Origin of the sequence: Halobacillus litoralis, from assembly GCF_009856415.1 — a bacterium.
Taxonomy (GTDB): domain Bacteria; phylum Bacillota; class Bacilli; order Bacillales; family Halobacillaceae; genus Halobacillus; species Halobacillus litoralis_C.
On the sequence record NZ_WMEZ01000002.1, the window covers coordinates 708,160 to 724,968 of the forward strand.

Genomic DNA, 16,809 nt, shown 5'->3' on the forward strand with positions numbered 1-16,809 from the left:
CTCACTTCCATATGGAATCGTTCTCTGCCTTCTATTATACCATGTTTGGTATTTCTCACTCTTTTTCACGGAATACAATTTCAAAAACTGCACCCTTCGTGTCTTCCCGGTTGTAGGCGTGGATTTCCCCGCCGCTCCGTTCAATGATCGCTCTGGATATAGCAAGCCCAAGCCCTGTTTCCCCTTCTTTTCCTTTAATAAAACGTTCGAAAAGCTGAGGAAGAAGTTCCTCTGGAATGCCAGGTCCGTCATCGAGCACTTTCACTCTATACTGATTCTGCCCTTTCTCCGTTGCCATGGTTACTTTACTCTCCGCATGTCTGACCGCATTGCTCAATATATTGATCATGGCCTGAAGCACTCTTTCCCTGTCAACGAAGGTATGGTACAAATGGATATTTTCCGTTCTGAGTTCAATTCCTTTTTCCTTTGCCAGTGGATACAACCGATCCCTCGCCTGACTAATCACTTCAGATATCTCCGTTCCTTCTGGGTTATACACGTCTTCGCTGCTGTCGAGCTTGGCTAACAGAATCATTTCATTGACGATCTTTTTCAAACGCTCCGTCTCGCTAACCATCACATTCAAACCCTTCTCTGCTGCTTCTCCTTCAAACACTCCATCCCTGATCCCTTCGGCGTACCCTTGAATCGACATCAGAGGTGTTTTGAGTTCATGGGAGGCATTTTGAAAGAACTGCTTTTGGGAGTGTATGTACCTGGAGAGCTCTGCAGCCATGTGTCTGAGGCTTTGCTCTACTTCACCAATTTCACCGGAAGCGTGTACCTTTTTCACATCAGAAAACTGACGCTTTTCGATTTTTTTCACTTCTTCTTTCAGCTTTGTAAGAGGGGTCACGAGACGCCAGGTCAGTACATAACTCACGATGATTGCAAGGAAGAGTCCAATGAGAAAAACAACAATCATACGTGAAGCAAAAACGGACTGGACCGCCTGTAAGTCATTAAGGGGCGTGGCCATTACGAGCACCTGGCTTTCGTCTTTGCTCACAGGAAAATCATAAGCTACGTATTTTTCTCCCATCGTTTCCCATACTTCCTGATCGATGAGTTCCTCTTCATAACGTTCCACCCAGGCATAGGCAACGACTGCCGGCATCGTACGGAACAATATCTCGTCATTTTCCCGATCGAATAATAAAATCGGATAATTTCTGTCCTGCAATAGTTGGGAGAGTTCCGGGCTACGCTCAGGATCTTGATCATTGATAATGTCCACAAGAAGATCCGCTCTCCCCTCAAGCTGTCGTTGTTCATCCTGAATGAGCATGTCCATGAGCAACGAGTAGATAAAAAATGCGGTGATGGACATGATGACAATGATTAACGTTGCAAAAGCGGCATTCAATTGGTACAAAAGCTTCATGTACGCTTCTCCTTCAATCGATATCCGTGTCCCCAAACCGTTTCAATCGGCAGGTCTTTCATCTTTTTGCGTAATCGTTTGATCAGATCGTCCACGGCCCGGTCACTTCCGTAATAATCTTCTCCCCAAACTTTGATTAATAGTTCTTCACGGGCAAAGGCGCGGTTCTCTTGAGAAGCCAAAATCTTCAGCATTTCAAATTCCTTTGTTGTCACTTCGATCTCTTCACCTTTGAAGTACGCTTGTCTCTCCGCATCATTCAATTCGAGTTCACCAGCTACTATCGTGTCCTGTTCTTCATCTTCACTCGGCTTCATGGCCTGCCAACGCTTCAAATGGCGCTTAGCCCTTGCCACTAACTCTCTTGGACTGAATGGTTTAGTTAAATAATCGTCCCCACCCAGTTCCAGACCTAGTATTTTATCGACCTCTTCATCTTTGGCGGATATAATAATTATCGGGACTTCTGAGGTCTGACGGATTTTTTTACAGAACTCATACCCATCCATCCCAGGGAGCATGATGTCCAGTACCCAAAGATCAGGGGTCTGTTCCTGAAAAATATCCCATGCCTTCTCTGCCGTATCGACAGCGATCACCCGATACCCTTCTTTATTTAAATAACCTTCTACAATATCTCGAATATTCGGATCATCTTCTACAAGTCCAATCATCTGATTCATAGATGGTATCCTCCTCTATCCACATCTGCGTTTGCTTTATTCTCTCATATTTTTATGGATTACTCCTACATTACACACTTTTTCCACAATTACACCAAAGTCATTCCATAACTCTGTCGTAGAATAAAAATTGTCAGAGGGAAACACCAAAGATCAACAGCGAATCATATGGAAAGGGGCGTCGTTTCTCTAATGTTTGATGAACAGAAGCGAAATGATAAGAAACAATACAAACGTTCCGGTATAGCTTTCAGTGTTTTAGGAGCCATTGCAGCTGTTTTTCTAGTTACAACCGTTTTTCAGTGGCAGGGCATTTCGATAGATATCAATACAGAAAAGCCGACAGCACAAGCCAATGAACTGAATCTCGGAAAAAACCAGGAGGAAGTGACTCAAGCAGTCAATGAAGCTTCCGAAGCGGTTGTCGGAATCAGTAATGTCCAAAATACAGGACAAGGCGCTAAAAAAGCCGGTACAGGTTCCGGGGTCATTTATAAGGAAGAAGGCGGAAAAGCTTTTGTTGCCACCAACCATCACGTCATCGAAAAGGCTTCCGAACTTGAAGTTATTCTGAGTGATGGAACAAAAGTGAAAGCCGAATTAAAAGGTAGTGACCCTTTAACAGACCTGGCCGTTTTACAAATAGATAGCGAACATGTGCAAAAGGTTGCTGAATTAGGTAAAGCCAGTGACGTAGAGGTCGGGCAAACAGCCATTGCCATCGGTAACCCACTGGGCATGGAGTTCGCAGGATCCGTAACCAAAGGAATTGTCAGTGGATTGAACCGTAATATTCCAGTCGATATTAACGGTGACCAACAGCCAGATTGGCAAACCGAAGTCCTTCAAACCGATGCAGCCATCAACCCAGGTAACAGTGGTGGCGCGCTCATTAATCTGCAAGGCGAAGTCATTGGAATCAACTCTATGAAAATCGCAAAAGCAGAAGTTGAAGGCATAGGATTCTCTATCCCTATGGACGTTGCTAAACCTGTCATCGAAGACTTAGAGACAAACGGCGAAGTGGAACGTCCTTACATGGGAGTTTCCCTGCAAGACTTGAACCAAATCCCTAACCCTGTGTTGCAACGTGAACTAGGGTTGCCAGAAGATGTGACTCAAGGCGTCCTTGTCCAAGGCGTCGAAAAAGGCTCCCCTGCTGATGAAGCAGGACTCGAAAAATACGATGTGATCACCGCCATCGACGGAAATGAAATTGAGTCTCTCATCAGCTTGCGACAGTATCTCTACAACCAAGCACAAGACGGAGATACAGCAGAGCTTGAAGTTTACCGTGACGGCAAACCAACCACCGTCCAAATCACGCTAACCTCTCAATAATTGAACAGATATGAAGAATACGTGATGAAGAAAGATTGAAAAGTGGAAACGCTGATGGGGATTCGACATCCAATAGATACGATCCCCCCTCCAAATAGCTATTAGATTAAAGAATTCCCTTCAGCCTTTCTCGTGTTACAAAGGAAAACCAATACCAAAACAACCTCTCTCAAAAAGCCCTGCGCAAGATGCGCAGGGCTTTTTAATCTATTTAACTATCTGGCAGGGTTGTTGAAGACTCGATTTCGAGATGTTTCCGGGGTTCGTTGCCTTGTCGAGCGTCAGGGGTGGTTGGGAAGCTACTCGCTTTCCTGTGGGGGAGTGCCGAGCTTCCTCGGACTGCGTCCTGCGGGATCTCGCCTATCTCCTTTCTCCCACGGGAGTCTCGCAGCTTCCCCACCGCCCCATTCGATGTAGGGGAGAAACGAACCCACTTCCACGGCTGGATCGTTTTCCATAACCACTGCTCTATCGCTGAAAAGGTCTCTATAGCAAGCTTCAGAATGCAAGTACTGCTGTTTTAAGAGTGAATCCACCAATTTCTGTTACGCTCGAAAGCTGCTTATTTTGGGAGTAGTTTCGAGACACTTATATGGTAAGGGGCGGAGGGAAACGGTGAGACTCCTATGGGACGTGTGGGTCAGGTGAGACCCCGCAGAGCGAAGCTCGAGGAGGCTCACCGCCCGCCCCATGGAAAGCGAACCTTTTCCCGCAGCCCCCTAAACTCACACTAAATCTCGAAACTGAGTCTTCCACAATCGGGAGCTTTTCTTCTTTAAGACTAGTGTGATTATAGGATTGGTGATAGTAGTCTTGAGATGGCTTCTTTGAAGCGGATCCATTTTGTCCTGCCTTGATAAAGCTTGAATGTAAGCTCTGTCGACTCGACAATGTCCTCATGGAAACGGTCGGCTAAGGACTGGGCGACTTCTGGATGATACAAAAAGGCGTTCACTTCAAAGTTCAGACGGAAGCTTCGCACATCAATATTGGCGGTCCCTACGGAAGCAATCTTGCCATCAACGACGATCGTCTTCGCGTGGAGGAATCCTTTTTGGTACACATAAATGTTGGCGCCTGCTTTTAACATATCGCCTATGTTTGAAAACGTTGCCCAGTAAACGAAGGGGTGATCCGGTTTATTGGGAATCATGATCCGCACGTCCACTCCTGACAGGACCGCTACGCGGAGCGCATCAAGTAAGCTGTCATCTGGAATGAAGTATGGGGTTTGAATGTACACATACTCTTTGGCAGAAAGAATCATTTTCAAGTAGCCATGCTTGATTTGTTCCCATTCCGAATCAGGGCCGCTGGAGACGATTTGCATACCAACATCGCCTTTTGGTTTAGATTGATAATATCTCTGCTCATAGACGATATCTCTGCGTGAAGCATGATTCCAATCAAGGATGAAGCGTGTCTGCATGTTGTTCACCGCTTCTCCTTCCACCCGTAAATGAGTGTCCCTCCAATATCCGAACCTTTTACTGAAGCCTAAATATTCATCTCCGATGTTGAAGCCGCCGATATATCCGATTTCACCGTCAATAATCGCAAGCTTTCTATGGTTCCGATAGTTGATTTTCATGTTCACTTTAGGGATCAAGGAAGGGAAAAACGACTCGACTTGCACACCAGCTTCTTTCAAGCTCCGTATGTATGAACGCTTCAATAGCCTTGAACCCATGTCATCATACAAGAGTTTGACTTCCACACCTTCCATGGCCTTCTTTTTCAATACATCTGCAAGGCGGTGACCCAAGTTATCGTCTCTTAAAATATAGTAAAGCAAGTGAATATGATCTTCTGCTTTTTCAAGATCTTCAATAAGTGCATGAAACTTCTTTTGACCATCCGTGAAAATTTCAACTTCGTTATTTTGTGATAATAACGCATCATTGTTTTTCAGGTGCATATAAATTAAATCTTCATATGGAATGATATCTTCATGTTGGACTTTCAATTCATTATTTTTGATGGCTGTCAATTGTTCCTGGACAGCAGCAAGAAGTCCAAGACGACTCTTTTTGTCCCAAGTGAATATTTCTTTATTGCTGAGTCTGCGTCCAAAAATCAAATAAAGAAAGAAACCTGCGACAGGGATAAATAATAAAACCATCAACCAAGCCCATGTTGCACTGGCATCTCTTCGTTCAAGGAAGATGATGGCTAAAGCAAGCAACACGTTCAAGGTAAGAATGATACTCACAAAAATCGGCAGGATGTTCAACGTGGCCACCTTCCTTTTTCTAACAAGAAATCACTGATACAAATATATCATATTCTTTCTATTGGTTGATTACGACATGCCCAGCATTTAGTTATTGTTTAAAAAATGTAAAAAGAGATAAGCCCTCCTTTAAGAACGCCTATCTCTTTTACAAGATTTCACTGTTATTTCGTCATCAATATCCCTACTTCTTCCAATGCCATTTGCGCCTCATCCAGGGCTTCCTGGCTGTCCGCCGCTATGGTATGGGTATGGATGCCATCGGTCAATTCGAGTAAGTAAGAGGCATTGGTGCTGTTCACTTTCTCGATGAATTTCTTTACATCCCGGCGATTCGAAATTCTGAGCCTGGCTGTCAAATCACCATAAATAGGGTGCTCGACAACGACATCCTGGACATGTACACCATGATCAACCAGAATATTGAGTTCCTGCTCTGTATCATCGCCTTGATGCTGGCATACAATCGTACGTTGATATGGCAGTTCTTCTTTTCCATCCATCATGTACATATACCCTTGACTCGTGGCGACAATGGGCTCATTCTTTGCTTTCAGCAGGGAGACATCACCGACAATCACTTGCCGGGTCACGTTCATTTCCTCCGCAAGAGAACTGCCTGTCACAGGAGCACCTTTTTGTTTTAATAAAGCGAGAATATACTCTCTTCTTTCATTCGCTTTCATTTTCTTTGAAGATTGACTCATAGACATGACCCCTTCGTCCAATTTACATAAAATTATCTTACCACAATAAACAAGCTTTCAGAAAGTGAGTCCCAACCATCAGGAAAACTCATAACCTTTCAATTCCCATTTTTCAACAGAGAAAGTGGTCGAACCTAATGACGTAAAGAGAATGTGTTCTTCTTCTGCTTGAGGATAAATTCTGGAAGTAAATACTTCTTCCCCACCATTAATAAAAATCTCCAATGATGACTGATCGATAAACAAACGAAGATTCTTCAATCCCTCATCCAATTTCACCCGACGGAACTCTGTTTTTGACAGGTCTTCTAAATGGGGCCTGGATAATGTGACGACATGGTCCTTGTAACTTAGAGAGGCGTATTGGAAAAGTTCGATAGCGAACATATCTTCCAGTGATTCAAAATCAAGGTTCAACTCTATCGATCTCCCTTGTACCCCTCGTACCGCTTTTTGGTCATTTTCAATCGTAATCGATGAATGCATTAATACGGGCCCACGCATATGGGCAAGCTCAGGAACGGGAGTCTGAATGATTCTTTCACCATTCCACTTCAATTCACGAGGAATCGTCAAGCAATGAACCCATCCATGTTCAACAGTCGGGTGGGCTTGTTCATACTGATCCGGGACACCCATCCAGCCAACGAGCAATCTTCTCCCTTTTTCATCCCGAGTGGTTTGAGGAGCATAAAACTCGAAACCTCGATCCAACTCGCGAAAATCGCCATGCTGGAATGTTTCACCGGTTTCGTCCCATTGCCCGATAAAATACCCGCTCTGATATGTATTCGCATAGTCCATTCCATCAGCCTCGATCCCCTGCGGACAGACCATCAGTACGTCTGTACCATCCAGCTCGAATACATCCGGACACTCCCACATGTAACCGAACTCGCCTAGCTTCCCTACTTTACTGCCAGCGATGGGACCGACGTGCTCCCATGTATGAAGGTCCGCCGAACGGAACAGGACAACCTTCCCTTGCCTGTCTTCTGTTTGGGCGCCGACCACCATGAACCATTGGTCACCCTCTTTCCATACTTTTGGATCTCTAAAATGACCGGTATAACCTTTGGGAGTTTCAACAATTACGCCTTTTTTCTCAAAGTGTAGGCCATCCTGGGAAACAGCCAGGCATTGATATTCTACCTCTGGTTCACTTTCTCCCTCAATATTTCCAGTATAGAAAAGGTGTAATTGGTCATCATGAACGATTGCGCTGCCCGAATAAACACCATCCTCGTCATACCAATCAGATGGGGTCAGAGCGACATCTTCCTGCTTCCAATTCACAAGATCTTCAGAGGTGAAATGTCCCCAGTATTTTGCACCATGAGCTGTATCGAAAGGCATCCATTGATAAAAGAGATGATACGTCCCTTTCCATTGAATGAATCCATTCGGGTCGTTCATCAAACCGACAGGCGGCATATGATGGTAGTTCTGACGATACGTGTCCGCTTCTACGGTTTGTTTATGTTCTTGGATTTCTGTCTCTACTTTCTTACGCAGCTCTGCATCATGTTTAGACATAGCGCTTCTCCTCCTTTTTCTTCCTTATCCGTCATCTTTCTTGCCCCATTATAAAACATCCAACCTTCCTCCGCCATGAAAGCTCCCTATAATGGAAGACGACTAACTTTCGAGATCAATGTAGAAAAAGCCTGAAGTACTAGGGGTACCTCAGGCTTTGTGGATGTGATTATTTCGTTTTTAGTGTCGCGATGGTAGATTCGCCGGCGTTGGCACCGTCACTATAAGATGGATCGAAGTTTTCGACGACATCGTCATAGTTTGTAATAACTACAGGCGTGATCGTGCTTTTCGCTTTCTCTCTGACAAGGTCCATGTCAAAGGTGATCAAGTGGTCGCCCGCATTTACTTTATCTCCGGTGGTGACATGTCCTTCGAAACCTTCCCCTTCCATAGAAACCGTTTCAAGGCCGATGTGTACAAGAACTTCCACCCCTGACTTTGTTTTGATTCCTACAGCGTGGTTGGTAGGGAAAAGTTGGACGATTTCTCCCGATACAGGGCTCACTACTTTTCCATCTGTCGGCTCAATAGCTACCCCGTCCCCCATCATTCGCTGACTGAATACAGGGTCGTCTACTTCATCTAAAGGAACCACTTTTCCATTTACCGGAGCAACAATCTGTTCCTCAACACTTTTGTTGTTACCAAATAGTTTTTTTAACATAACTCCATCGTCCCTTCTATGTTTTTTTAAGCTACATGCTTGAGCTTTTATTTCTCTTCATACTGGTATTACTTTTCCCCATGTGTTAATCGATAAACACATATCCGCTTTCTATTGTGAAAGACTCTCTTGTGAATATGAAAAGAGCCCTATGTTTTCGCCATAGAGCTCTTGATTGAACCTATGCAATTACACTTCCTTCAACGTCTGTTCGAGATCTTCCCATAGATCTTCGACGGATTCGAGTCCGGCGGATAGGCGGATCAGTGTATCCGTGATCCCCATTTCCTGTCTCTTTTCTTCTGGGACGACGGCGTGGGTCATGGTGGCCGGATGTTGAATCAGTGTTTCTGCATCCCCAAGGCTGACCGCGATTTGAATCAGCTTCAGCCGGTCCATGAATTGCTGCGCCTCTTTTTTCCCACCTTCGATTTCAAAAGCAAGCACGCCTCCGCCTGTTTTCATTTGTTTTTGTACAATGTTGGATTGCTCGTTTCCTTCCATTCCTGGATAATACACTTGTTTCACTTTGGGATGATGATCCAACCTTTTGGCCAGGTCATGAGCGTTGATGCTATGGCGATCCATACGGACATGGAGAGTCTTCAAGCCTCTGAGTAAAAGCCAGGCATCAAATGGAGAAAGGACTCCTCCAATATCTTTCTGTTGAGACATAGCTAAATCATCCATGAACGCTTTTTTCCCTACGACAAGACCTGCAATGACATCTCCGTGTCCACCGATGTATTTGGTGGCACTATGCAACACGATCTCACACCCAAGATCCAACGGGCGCTGGAGGTATGGAGTGCAAAAAGTGTTGTCGACAACGACAGGAATGCCATGCTCTTTTGCCACCCGTGCTACCATAGCCAGATCAATGATTTTCATCGTGGGATTGATGGGGGTCTCAATAAAGATGCAGCGGGTATCAGGAGTGATCTTCGCCCTCACGTCTTCCTCTGTTTCCATATAGCTGAAGTCATGGGTGATCGCATATTTTTCTTCAAACATTTGCAGTAAACCATAAGTACAGCCATAAAGACCGTTCGAACACAATACATGATCACCAGTTTTTGTGAGTGCTATTAAAACCGCGGATACCGCAGCCATGCCTGAGGCGAAAGCAAGGCCCCGCTCTCCTCCCTCAAGAGTGGCGATGCGATCCTCTAATGTTCGTACAGTCGGATTTCCGAGTCTTGTATAAATGTATCCTTCCTCTTCTCCCGCAAACCTTCTTTCTCCTTCAGCGGCAGAAGAAAAAGAAAAGGTAGAGGTTTGGAAGATTGGTGTCGTCAAGCTTCCATCATACTTCTCTGCTTTTTCATGATTATGGATCATCGCTGTTTCTATCCGCTTTTCTTTGTTTTTCAAAACGGCCTTCCCCCTTCACTTTGTAAGCGTTTTCAATTAATTTTAACAAAAGAAGGAGAAAAAGACCTCCTTCTTAACTACTATATTCAACCCTATGCTCAGCGTTCGAACGAACCTTTCTTCCATGCAGGAGAATATAAAGGCCGACCGCCCCGAATACGACAAAAGAACTGTTGAAATAAAGGGAGGAAAATCCAATGCCTGTGGCAATCGCACCAACAACATAGGACCCTATTCCAATTCCAATATCAAAAATCGTAAAGAAGGTCGCTGTTGCTGAACCTGCTCTTCCGGGTACTTTCTTCAAAGCAATCGTCTGCATGCTTGGGACGAGCGTTCCCCATCCTAATCCAATCAATCCACCAGCCAATAACAAGACAAAAGCTGTGTTGGCAAAACTTAAAACCATCATCCCTGCACCAAAAATAAGGATGGATGGAATAACGATCACATTTTCTCCATATTGGTCAAACCATCTTCCGGTGAATGGACGGGAGACAAGCAGCACAAGAGCATAGACGACGAAGAAATAACTAGCCGCCTCCGCAAGACCGAGCTGGTTTGCATAGACGGAAACAAACGATAACACTCCTGCGTAGGCTAGAGCCATGACAGCACCGGTTAAGGCGATAGGAATGACAGGCTTTTCTAAAAGGTTGTGCACGCTTGGTACTATGCTTCTCTTGGCGGGGTCTTTGAGAGGCTCCACGCGGATAACAATCCCTGTAAACAAAGCCATAACGGCAAGGACGACACAAACATAGAACATCATAGTAAAGCCGGCTTTCTGAATTAATGTAAGACCCAAGAAAGGACCGATCACCATTGCAAAGTTCATCGACATCGCAAAATAACCAAGCCCCTCTCCTTTTCTCTGATCTGGAACAATGTCCGCTGCAATGGCTCCCAAAGCTGTCGTCCCCATCCCGAAACCGATGCCTTGGATGAAGCGAATGATCAAAAGCGTAGAAAAGGAGTCAAACCATAGATACAAAAAAGAACTCCCTAAAAAGATGCTTAAAGCAATTACGACCACAGGCTTCCGTCCAAAGGATTCCACCCACTGCCCGGAAAGTGGACGAATGAGAATGGCGGCAAGCAGGAAGACCGTGATAATTAATCCCGCTTCCCCTTCGGCTACTCCGATAGATTCAATTGTATAGATCGGCATGGTGACGAACAAAAGATAAAAGACTAGAAATACGAGAAAATTGCTTGCACATACATTAAGAAAACTGGACGTCCATAAACGAGGCTGCCTTTCCATCAGCTTCTTCCCCTTTCTTCTTCAATCAGACGGGAGAGCGTCCGTACATGCTCTTCCAATACCATTTCCCTTTGTTCACCGAAACGTTCCAGTAAACGCGCTTCTGCTTTTTTTATGGCCTGCTGCCACACCGGATAACGGTCTTTTCCTGCTTTCGTCATGGTAATATCATTCGTTCGCTGATCGCTGCTTTTGTTTTTTTGGATATACCCTAGGGCCTCCAGTTTAGCTATGACTCTCGATAATGGCGGGGCTTCAATATTCAATCGCTCTTTGAGCTCCGCCTGTGTCATTGACCCTCCATGGCTGTGCAGTTGAAATAATACCGCCCAGTGAGACATATAAATGTCTTCATCCTGCAACCCTTCATTTAAAAATTGATTCACGTTTCTCGACAATTGTTGAATATGGTGAAAAATTAAACTCATGATGATCTCTCCTTTTCGTTACCTAGGTAACATTCTTAACAAAAAAAGGGCTCTCTTTACGAGAGCATCTTAAAAAATCTTAACATACACGGTTCGTTTTATGCTATTTTCCCACCTTGCCGGTAAAGTGTTCATGATAGAGCTGTTCAGACCATGCAATCGCCTGGCCGTAGACTTCAAACACTTCCGAATAGGACAAATTCCAGTCAGCCAGGTGGCTTTCCAACCATTCAAAATCTGCTTTTTCCATTGCAACAGCCAAATCCAAAACGAGCCGGTACGTATTTTGCTGTCCTTCCAGCGCTTTCTTTATCTCTCCATCGAGCGGCAGCGACCCTATCACTTCGTGGGCAGGGCGTTGGGTGATGACATCAATCAGCGACATGAACCCTGTCAGGAAATATCCATCCGCCTTGTTCTCCGCCCTGATTCTGACGGCCATCTGTTCACATAATTTAGCACGGACGAGACTTGTTTTGATGACGAGCTGGGATTGTGTCGAAGTGACCGCTGTCGTTTGTTCGACCGATAATACGTACAACCACTTTTTCAACCCCTCTGTACCTAACAACATCACGGCTTGCCTGATCGATTGAACCGGTACTCTTGTCCGCTGTTGGGAGGAGTTGATCAAGCGCAGCAATTTATAAGTAAGAGCTAGATCCTGCTCCATAATTTCCGTTACTTTTTCAATATTGATTTCGTCATCCGTAGCCGTGAGCTCTTTGATCATTTGAAAATAAGTCGATGAAAGAAAAGGAATATCCATCCCTTTCACGATCACTGGCTTACTGAAATAAAATCCCTGGAAGAGCGAAAAACCTTCCTCTATACAACGTTGGTGCTCTTCATGGGTTTCCACTTTTTCAGCTAACAAGGTCAATCCATACTCTTCTCCCAACTGTATGATCCGTGCCCTATTCTCATCCGTCACTTCACGTATGTCCACTTTTAAAATGTCGACATAATGCAGGAGTTCATACACGGACGGGCGGTCGATATCGATGACATCATCAAGAGCAATCAAATACCCTTTTTCTTTCAACGTTCTGCACACTCTGATGAGGTCAAGGCTGAAGGAAACATGTTCAAGGATTTCCACAACCAGTTGTTCAGAATTAAAGTATTCAGGGACTTGCTCGAGCAGAAGATCCTCCGTGAAGTTGATGAAACATGGCTTATTGTGTGACAAACGCTCCAAGCCGATCGTGACAAAACTGTTCATCAAAACTTCTGAGGTTGCCTGGCTCCCATCCATCGGGACGAACCGATTTTCTTCACTGTTCCGGTATAGTAGTTCATAGGCATATACATTATTCTCGACTGTCAAAATCGGCTGCCGTGCCACGAATACTTCCATCCTGCTTACCACCTTCATGCGTTTCTTCCCATCTTGTTCAAGTATACTACAAAGCCTAAATGTTGTTAATTTTTCCATGGAAAAATACATGAAACCTTTGGAGAGGGAAAGACTGAGAGAAACGAGTCACTCAGGAGGGAAAGTCATGGAACAACACGAGAAATGGACTCAACCAGAACCTTTATGGCGCGAGAATATGTCATTGCCGACTTTTGAAGCAATGAAAGAGGATACAACGACAGAGGTGGCTGTTGTGGGCGGCGGAATCACCGGTATTACGACCGCTTACCTTTTAGCAAAAGCAGGGAAAAAAGTAACCCTTATCGAAGCGGACCAGTTGTTGAATGGTACCACAGGTCATACGACCGCAAAAGTAACCGCTCAACACGGGTTGATCTACCACGAATTGTTGAAACACTTTGGTGAAGAAGAAGCTTCGCTTTACTATCAGGCTCAAATGAGTGCCTTGCAATCCATGGAAGAATGGATAGATAAATATCAAATCGATTGCAACTGGGTAAAAGAGGATGCTTATCTTTTCGCTACGACGAAAACTGGCGCGCATAAACTGGAAAATGAGTATGAGGCCTATCAAAAGCTTGGCATTCCAGGTGGCACAGTTGACGCCCTTCCTTTTGAGATGGAAGCTACCAAAGCGCTCAGCATGAAAAATCAAGCCCGCTTCCACCCCATTAAATACTTAGCTGCCCTCATTGACGAATTCACTAATTTAGGTGGGGAAATTTTTGAACAAACGAAAGCGACAGATGTGAAAGAAAAAGACCGCATCGAGATCCAAACAGGGGATGGACATACGCTTGCCTGTGAAAAATTGGTTTCATGCAGCCACTTCCCTTTTTATGATGGAAAAGGGCTCTATTTCAGCCGCATGTATGCCGAGCGCTCCTACCTCCTCGCTATTGAACCCGAGAAAGAAGTTCCTGAGGGGATGTATTTGTCGATCGATGAGCCAAAACGCTCCATTCGTACAGCTGACTACAATGGAAAACCTGTGCTGTTGATTGGTGGAGAAAGCCACAAAACAGGACAAGGGGTCGACACCTCCTTCCATTACAACGCCTTGGAGGAATTCGCAGCACAGACGTTCGGCATTAAAGAAAAGCTGTTTCAATGGTCGGCGCAAGATCTCACCACACTGGATAAAGTCCCTTATATCGGACCGATCACACGGAATAACGATCGCGTCTTCATCGCTACCGGCTTCCGAAAATGGGGCATGACGAACGGAACACTCGCTGCCAAGCTGATTTGTGATTATGTCCTTGGTGAGGAATCTCTTTTTCATGAACTGTTCAAACCTACACGCTTCAAGTCCGATCCAAGCATGAAACAATTCTTATCCCAGAACTTCGATGTCGCTGTACACCTGGTCGAAGGGAAACTGGAACTTGTAGCCGATCGTCCGAATTCACTGAAAAAAGGAGAAGGGATGGTCGTCCAGTGGCGCGGAGAAAGAGCCGGTGCTTACAGAGATGACGAAGGTCAACTGCATGTCCTGGACACAACCTGCACACATATGGGGTGTGAAGTCGAATGGAATAGTGGTGAGCATACCTGGGATTGTCCTTGTCACGGATCCCGATTTTCCTATGATGGAGCGGTTGTCGAAGGACCTGCTGACAAGCCTCTAATGAAGATTGCATTGGAAGGAAACCACGATATGCACGCTCCATTAGGAGAAAGCAATGATGAAGAACACGGTGAACAACCTTAACATGCATGGCCCTCATTTTGGGCCATGCATTTTTCAAGCTTCCCCTTTCGAACGGTGATATAATGAAGCGAATGAACAAATATTTCGCCTAACGAAAGGGTCCTCACCATGATCAATGATGAAAAACTCGGTATTTTCTATACGGCCGGAGCTTACATATTGTGGGGTGTGCTCCCCATTTACTGGAAGATGATTCAAGAGATTCCTGCTTTCGAAATCCTAGCTCACCGAATCGTCTGGTCCTTTCTTTTCATGGGAATTGTAATCATGATTGCAAGGAAACAGAAAGAATTTATGCGGGAATGCCGACAAATCGTAAAAAATAAAAAACAGTTAATCGGCATCACCCTTGCCTCCATCACGATCAGCATCAACTGGGTCACATACATTCTTGCGGTCAACACCGATCACGTCGTTGAAGCGAGTCTCGGTTATTACATCAATCCGCTCGTCAGTATTTTGCTTGGAATGATTGTATTAAAAGAAAAATTTTCAAAAGCCCAATGGCTCGCCTTTTTACTAGCCGCACTAGGGGTGATCTATATGACAGTCAACTTCGGTTCTGTGCCATGGCTTGCCCTGCTGCTTGCCTTCAGTTTTGGGTCGTACGGCCTTTTGAAAAAACTCGTGCCTCTGAATGCGATGTTCGGTTTGACGATTGAAACACTGATCGTCACCCCCATTGCTATGGTCTTTCTTTTTCAACAACAGACAGGCCAATGGTCCACGATTGACTTTTGGTCATGGACGACGGCCATCGTTTTCGGAGCAGGAATCGTGACAGCTATCCCTCTCCTTTTGTTTTCGGCAGGCGCCAAAAGGATCCCATTATCGATGGTGGGATTCCTTCAGTATTTCGCACCGACCATCATGCTGATTATAGGCATCTTCCTATATGATGAACCATTTACCGATGTACACGCTGTATCCTTCACCCTTATTTGGGCAGGACTTGCGGTTTATACCGTCACGAGAGTGAAACGATTGAAAAAATATGAAGCGAAAGCAAGTTAAAAAAGGTTGGGCTGCGTGTATGCTGCCCAACCTTTTCCCATTTCACCGGGACCCTTTCGCTTGTTATGCAAAACGCCTAAAGTAAGCTCACCAACTCAAGTAGGCCGCCGCATCCTTCCCTGATAGATAAGCACTTTCAAACCGCGTGCGTCCTGCTTCATCATTCAGTCTCAAAAATGCATCACCGGCGACTACCAAGCGTCCATTCCCGGAGAGATCGACATAAGGCTGCCGCATCACTTTTTTGGCCTGGGCGTATCTCCAACGTTTCAACTGTTCAGACTCGAGCTGCTTCCAGTTCAAGTAACCAGCTGCTTTTTCTTTTATTAAAGACATCACATAGTCTTCACCATAATGTTTCCGTGACCATTCCGATTCCATATAGACGCTTACAACCGTACCATCCGATATCCCTTTTTTCCGATGATCGACCATCCGTTCCATTCCTTCAGGCAGGCCAACGTCTACATGGCCACCGTCCGGCAGTTCCGTCTCTTCTGTGAATTGGAAAATGCCCACATACGTCGGTTCGAAATAAATGTTCTTGAGCTGCTTCAATTCTTCTTCATCCACCTCCACCTCACTTTTTTTCAAAAGTTCAATGATTTGAGGGGCCGGCATCGTCAGTAGCACTTTATCTGATTGCCACTCCTTCCCGTCTTCACTATAAAGGCGGTATCCTCCCTCCACTTCAAGCATTTTGACTACTTTTGTATGTAGGGAAGTAGGCAGATCTTCAGCTAAATGTTTGGCAAGGCCGTTCATGCCCTGAACAGCGGTGTAGCGTGGGTATTTCTCTCCAAACCATTGTTTAATCCATCCTTGTGCGAGCCACTCCTGTACTTCTTCTTCTAATTCACCTGTTCTTACGGTGAAGAATTGCGCCCCGTGATCGGCTCGTCCATCTGCCACTCTTCTTGTTGCCAGTCGTCCACCGACACTTTTACTTTTATCTGTTAACAATAGGTTGCTTCTTCCCTGTTTCTTCAATCTACGTGCTGCGGTTATGCCAGCCAGTCCAGCACCTACGATCATAATTTCATAATGTTCCATCCTAACCCCTCCATTACACGGTTT

At 45.1% G+C, this 16,809-nt stretch carries 14 protein-coding genes; 3 read left to right on the plus strand and 11 right to left on the minus strand.

The window, feature by feature from the left end; translation table 11 throughout:
- Positions 1-55: 55 nt before the first annotated feature.
- Together GLV98_RS08940 and GLV98_RS08945 are read right to left on the minus strand one after the other, a co-directional pair.
- Entirely contained in the window at positions 56-1,387 is a 1,332-nt protein-coding gene (locus tag GLV98_RS08940; RefSeq protein ID WP_160914145.1) for a sensor histidine kinase, read from the minus strand.
- Complete coding sequence (locus GLV98_RS08945) at positions 1,384-2,070, minus strand: response regulator transcription factor (RefSeq protein ID WP_160914147.1); 687 nt, start codon at positions 2,068-2,070, stop codon at positions 1,384-1,386. The genes GLV98_RS08940 and GLV98_RS08945 overlap by 4 nt, the downstream gene beginning before the upstream one ends.
- Before the next feature lie 192 nt (positions 2,071-2,262).
- On the opposite strand from GLV98_RS08945, the gene GLV98_RS08950 reads away from it, so the two are divergent.
- Positions 2,263-3,411 carry a S1C family serine protease gene (locus tag GLV98_RS08950; protein WP_160914149.1) on the plus strand — a complete coding sequence of 383 codons (1,149 nt, stop codon included), beginning with the start codon at positions 2,263-2,265 and terminating at the stop codon, positions 3,409-3,411.
- Positions 3,412-4,201: 790 nt separating this feature from the next.
- Here GLV98_RS08950 and cls read toward each other — a convergent pair.
- From cls to GLV98_RS08990, 8 genes are all read right to left on the minus strand, one after another.
- Positions 4,202-5,644, minus strand: coding sequence for a cardiolipin synthase (cls, locus tag GLV98_RS08955; protein WP_160914151.1), 1,443 nt, complete (start codon positions 5,642-5,644; stop codon positions 4,202-4,204).
- A 164-nt stretch (positions 5,645-5,808) separates the two neighbouring features.
- A complete protein-coding gene (locus tag GLV98_RS08960) occupies positions 5,809-6,351 on the minus strand; it encodes a transcription repressor NadR (RefSeq protein WP_160914153.1) in 543 nt (180 codons plus the stop codon).
- A gap of 78 nt (positions 6,352-6,429) precedes the next feature.
- A complete protein-coding gene (locus GLV98_RS08965) occupies positions 6,430-7,887 on the minus strand; it encodes a glycoside hydrolase family 32 protein (protein WP_160914155.1) in 1,458 nt (485 codons plus the stop codon).
- Between the two features lie 169 nt (positions 7,888-8,056).
- Positions 8,057-8,554, minus strand: a complete 498-nt coding sequence (locus GLV98_RS08970) for a PTS sugar transporter subunit IIA (protein WP_160914157.1) — start codon at positions 8,552-8,554, stop codon at positions 8,057-8,059.
- Positions 8,555-8,743: 189 nt separating this feature from the next.
- Positions 8,744-9,928 (minus strand): methionine gamma-lyase, encoded by a 1,185-nt coding sequence (gene megL, locus GLV98_RS08975; RefSeq protein WP_160914159.1) that lies wholly within the window; start codon positions 9,926-9,928, stop codon positions 8,744-8,746.
- Positions 9,929-10,001: 73 nt separating this feature from the next.
- Positions 10,002-11,195 (minus strand): MFS transporter, encoded by a 1,194-nt coding sequence (locus tag GLV98_RS08980; RefSeq protein ID WP_160914162.1) that lies wholly within the window; start codon positions 11,193-11,195, stop codon positions 10,002-10,004.
- Positions 11,195-11,623 carry a MarR family winged helix-turn-helix transcriptional regulator gene (locus GLV98_RS08985; protein WP_160914164.1) on the minus strand — a complete coding sequence of 143 codons (429 nt, stop codon included), beginning with the start codon at positions 11,621-11,623 and terminating at the stop codon, positions 11,195-11,197. Before GLV98_RS08985 ends, GLV98_RS08980 begins: the two co-directional genes overlap by 1 nt.
- Before the next feature lie 103 nt (positions 11,624-11,726).
- Entirely contained in the window at positions 11,727-12,983 is a 1,257-nt protein-coding gene (locus tag GLV98_RS08990; protein WP_160914166.1) for an EAL and HDOD domain-containing protein, read from the minus strand.
- 145 nt (positions 12,984-13,128) lie between these two features.
- Here GLV98_RS08990 and GLV98_RS08995 point away from each other — a divergent pair, with 145 nt between their 5' ends.
- Together GLV98_RS08995 and rarD are read left to right on the plus strand one after the other, a co-directional pair.
- Positions 13,129-14,718, plus strand: coding sequence for an FAD-dependent oxidoreductase (locus tag GLV98_RS08995; protein ID WP_160914168.1), 1,590 nt, complete (start codon positions 13,129-13,131; stop codon positions 14,716-14,718).
- Positions 14,719-14,826: 108 nt separating this feature from the next.
- Positions 14,827-15,732 carry an EamA family transporter RarD gene (gene rarD / locus GLV98_RS09000; RefSeq protein ID WP_160914189.1) on the plus strand — a complete coding sequence of 302 codons (906 nt, stop codon included), beginning with the start codon at positions 14,827-14,829 and terminating at the stop codon, positions 15,730-15,732.
- Positions 15,733-15,819: 87 nt separating this feature from the next.
- Here rarD and GLV98_RS09005 read toward each other — a convergent pair whose 3' ends face one another.
- Entirely contained in the window at positions 15,820-16,785 is a 966-nt protein-coding gene (locus GLV98_RS09005) for an NAD(P)/FAD-dependent oxidoreductase (RefSeq protein ID WP_160914191.1), read from the minus strand.
- Positions 16,786-16,809 lie beyond the last annotated feature (24 nt).

Bases quoted from the DNA above. Each gene is read 5' to 3' on its own strand.
- GLV98_RS08945 (WP_160914147.1), bottom strand. From the start codon at position 2,070: ATGAATCAGATGATTGGACTTGTAGAAGATGATCCGAATATTCGAGAT.
- rarD (WP_160914189.1), top strand. From the start codon at position 14,827: ATGATCAATGATGAAAAACTCGGTATTTTCTATACGGCCGGAGCTTAC.
- GLV98_RS08940 (WP_160914145.1), bottom strand. From the start codon at position 1,387: ATGAAGCTTTTGTACCAATTGAATGCCGCTTTTGCAACGTTAATCATT.
- GLV98_RS08965 (WP_160914155.1), bottom strand. From the start codon at position 7,887: ATGTCTAAACATGATGCAGAGCTGCGTAAGAAAGTAGAGACAGAAATC.
- GLV98_RS08990 (WP_160914166.1), bottom strand. From the start codon at position 12,983: ATGGAAGTATTCGTGGCACGGCAGCCGATTTTGACAGTCGAGAATAAT.
- GLV98_RS08970 (WP_160914157.1), bottom strand. From the start codon at position 8,554: ATGTTAAAAAAACTATTTGGTAACAACAAAAGTGTTGAGGAACAGATT.
- GLV98_RS08950 (WP_160914149.1), top strand. From the start codon at position 2,263: ATGTTTGATGAACAGAAGCGAAATGATAAGAAACAATACAAACGTTCC.
- GLV98_RS08980 (WP_160914162.1), bottom strand. From the start codon at position 11,195: ATGGAAAGGCAGCCTCGTTTATGGACGTCCAGTTTTCTTAATGTATGT.
- GLV98_RS09005 (WP_160914191.1), bottom strand. From the start codon at position 16,785: ATGGAACATTATGAAATTATGATCGTAGGTGCTGGACTGGCTGGCATA.
- GLV98_RS08985 (WP_160914164.1), bottom strand. From the start codon at position 11,623: ATGAGTTTAATTTTTCACCATATTCAACAATTGTCGAGAAACGTGAAT.
- GLV98_RS08995 (WP_160914168.1), top strand. From the start codon at position 13,129: ATGGAACAACACGAGAAATGGACTCAACCAGAACCTTTATGGCGCGAG.
- GLV98_RS08960 (WP_160914153.1), bottom strand. From the start codon at position 6,351: ATGAGTCAATCTTCAAAGAAAATGAAAGCGAATGAAAGAAGAGAGTAT.